The 3,009-nt window shown below is 43.0% G+C and carries 2 protein-coding genes and 2 pseudogenes; all 4 read right to left on the bottom strand.

Annotation, left to right across the window (positions count from 1 at the left end):
* A pseudogene (locus ACFIL3_RS09485) lies at positions 1-1,240 on the bottom strand (hemagglutinin repeat-containing protein); the annotation flags it as partial.
* A 127-nt stretch (positions 1,241-1,367) separates the two neighbouring features.
* On the bottom strand, positions 1,368-1,844 hold the full coding sequence (locus tag ACFIL3_RS09480) for a hypothetical protein (RefSeq protein ID WP_375675726.1): 477 nt from the start codon (positions 1,842-1,844) through the stop codon (positions 1,368-1,370).
* A gap of 173 nt (positions 1,845-2,017) precedes the next feature.
* Positions 2,018-2,422 carry a hypothetical protein gene (locus ACFIL3_RS09475; protein ID WP_375675728.1) on the bottom strand — a complete coding sequence of 135 codons (405 nt, stop codon included), beginning with the start codon at positions 2,420-2,422 and terminating at the stop codon, positions 2,018-2,020.
* A gap of 20 nt (positions 2,423-2,442) precedes the next feature.
* Positions 2,443-3,009: pseudogene (locus tag ACFIL3_RS09470) on the bottom strand (filamentous hemagglutinin); the annotation flags it as partial.

The raw sequence follows: 3,009 nt of genomic DNA, 5'->3' as shown, positions 1-3,009 counted from the left end.
TGATGTGTGATTGTGTGGAAGTGGTTTCCCATTGATCGCCCGTATCTTTGGCGCTTGCAATTCCAACACCTACAGAAACACCGCTGTTGCTCTTTTCAAACTGAATGCCAAAGCCTGTACGTTCTTCCTTTGAGCTTGAGGAATGGCTATTATGACCAGGTGAAACATTCACATCATGCGCTGCGGTAAGATTAACATTTTCCCCTGCAAGATCAGAGCCAACAATTTTCACATCTTTTTTCTTGGCAGTGATGGTGATCGTACCATCCGCATTGAGAGAAGAACCTTGATGCTCAAAACTCTCTTCATTTTCTGTCTTTCCCTCACTCCCGTATATCGACACAAAGCCCTTGCCTGATCCCACACCAAAACCTGTTTCATGCTCCTCTGAATGGCTTTTATGATGATTTGTCATGCCATCAATCGTCACATTTTCTCCGCTCACATTGATATCTTGACCGGAAAGAAGATGAGAAGCCGTGATTGTGGTCTCTTTGTCTGATTGCGTGATAATGTTGCCCGTTGCCCCAAGGATAGAGGAGACCGTTGTGGTATGCGATTGAGATGTATCGGACGATTTCTCATGCAAAAAGCCACTTGATGACGATTGTGCTTGCTGATCCAAGTGTTCTTGGGCGCCTTTTATAGTAATCTTTCCCCCAGAGTGAATGGTAATATCCGCTTGTTTCTGTTCTCCTGGTGCTTTCTCTCCTGACGTTTCCTCTGCCTTACCGGCTATGAGCGTCGAGGCTACAACTTCCGTGTTGTTTCCGGAATCAATGGCAATGCCTTCACCCCCTGTTATGCTTGACCCCACAACTTGGCGCACATCCATCTTGTTATGCTCAGATTTACTGCTACTAAATGCTCCACCGTCTTTATGGTACGACATCTCATAATGTAAGCTATCCTCTGCATTATTGATCAGGACATCGTTGCTGGCTTTCAGCCCTACCTTGCCATCAGCCGCAATGGAACTGCCTGTGATGCTAAGATCATGTGGTTTGCCATCCTGCCCTGCAATGACAGTGGTGTCACCTCCCGATTTTATCGAAGAGCCAACGGCATGAGAGGCTTGCATATCCACTTTCGTGTTTTTGGTGCGAAGATGATACTCCACTTCATCGTTTCTTACCCCTATTGTTACCTCCCCTTGGGCGCCAAGAGCAACATTGCCCTTGGCATCTATATCGGAAGCAGCCATATGGATATCTTGACCAGATAGCACAGTCATATCCTGTAATCGAACCTTCATTTGCCGTGTTGTTGAGTTGATTGACCACCAGATTTAAACTGCCACCCGCGTGGATAAAGGAGGGCAATGCTTTGGCACCCTACATCATTCGTGCTTTTGTCCAACTCTCTTTTTAAGGATGGATAGGACGCTTGGATGGTCGCTTTTGTAAAGCTTTTTTTGTTTGTTGACGTTTTCTTTCATTCTCAAAATGCGCTATCATGGCCCGTTCCTTCTTGCTCGTATTGCTGAGACCAAAAGTGTCATTATCCATAAATTGCTGATATCCAGCTATCATGAGATCGGTTAGGAACGAGTCACTTTTCGGAGGTTGTGTAAAATAAATCCCCCTTGAATCCTGCAATTTATACCGGAAGCCTGCTTTTTTCATGCATTCATACACTGAGACAAATTCATTGACATACGAATTCATATTACTGGAAGAAGCATAAACCGGTTTCCAGCCACATTTTGATAAGGATTGTTGGATCATCGCTTTATCGACACCTGGCTTTTCCCATAATGCTAAAGTTGATGGAGGAGGTTGGTTAATACATCCAGCGATACTTAACAGAGCCATGCAACTCAATAGTTTTAAGATTTTCTTCATTTTCCCCTCTTTCAGTGGATTTATTTGCGATAAGAAGGCCCGTAAGCCTGGTGATATTTTCTGTCACCACTGTTTAAACAGCGGTGAACAATATTGAGATAGTGGATTGAGAAAACAATCCCCCATTCCAAGCAAAAACAAGGATGGGGGTTGATTACCATCAGCAGCAAAAATTAAGGCTGGCATTTACGACTGTTTTTATATTTTTTACAAAAAGGGCTGTTTAAGCGCTTCTTGACACTGGGCCTCGGGATCACAGCACCTGGACGACAAATCGGGAGATTTTCGGCTCTAAAAGTATAACACCATCCTCCCTCATGTTCATTTTCATAATGGAAACCTGATTGAACCATACAAGCATGAATTGTTGCCCATGCATTGTTACTCAGCTTTCTGCTTTCTGGATCGGTATAATAAGGAGTTGGCATTCCACATTCTAACAAGGCTTTTCCTACCTCTGTAAAATCTGCTCCTGGTTTCTTCCACGCTGCCACCTCTCCTAGAGGAGGTTTGTTAAATTGACATCCGGCTATACTGAACAAAGTTACAGCGCTTAATAATTTTAAGGTTTGTTTCATTTTTTCCTCCATGATCTAATTCAAGGTTTTTGTTCTAGATGAGATGTGCCATAATTATATCTACATTGTGGACTCGCATCTCCAAGACAAGTATGGGAGCTTATGGGATTCATGATCACTCTCCACCATTCTTTCCACCAGTTACTACCGGCAGGGAGTATCCCGTAGGTATAGCCATTGCCGCCAATAATTCTGCTTACAAAGTCATATCTATTCCCATCAAAACCAATAGTGGTTTGTTTGCCATCACTCACATAACCTAACAGACCGGATGCAACTAAAACATTAAAGGCGGGTCCATAGAAATTGATATTCGTGTTGTCGGCTATACCGTGAACACCTTCTTGTTTGAAAGAATTCAGCATATTCCCCAATGTCATTGTCCCGCGACTATGTCCATAAAGTTCTAATCCTGTAAGACCATAGCTATACATCAAATCTTTTGCTTCTTGTGTTGAATTGGTCAAACCCCAAAAGTTATTTTCCATAAACTTCTGATAGCCTGCTACCAGAAGTTCTGAGATAGCAGAATCGGCTTGAGGGAACACAACAAAATAAAGCGGATTATTTTTATCCTTCGCATGTTG

The organism is Bartonella sp. CE47NXGY (assembly GCF_042195415.1).
In the GTDB taxonomy this organism is placed as follows: Bacteria; Pseudomonadota; Alphaproteobacteria; order Rhizobiales; family Rhizobiaceae; genus Bartonella.
The sequence above is the reverse complement of the archived record's forward strand: the minus strand, read 5'-3'. Positions and strand labels throughout refer to the sequence as shown.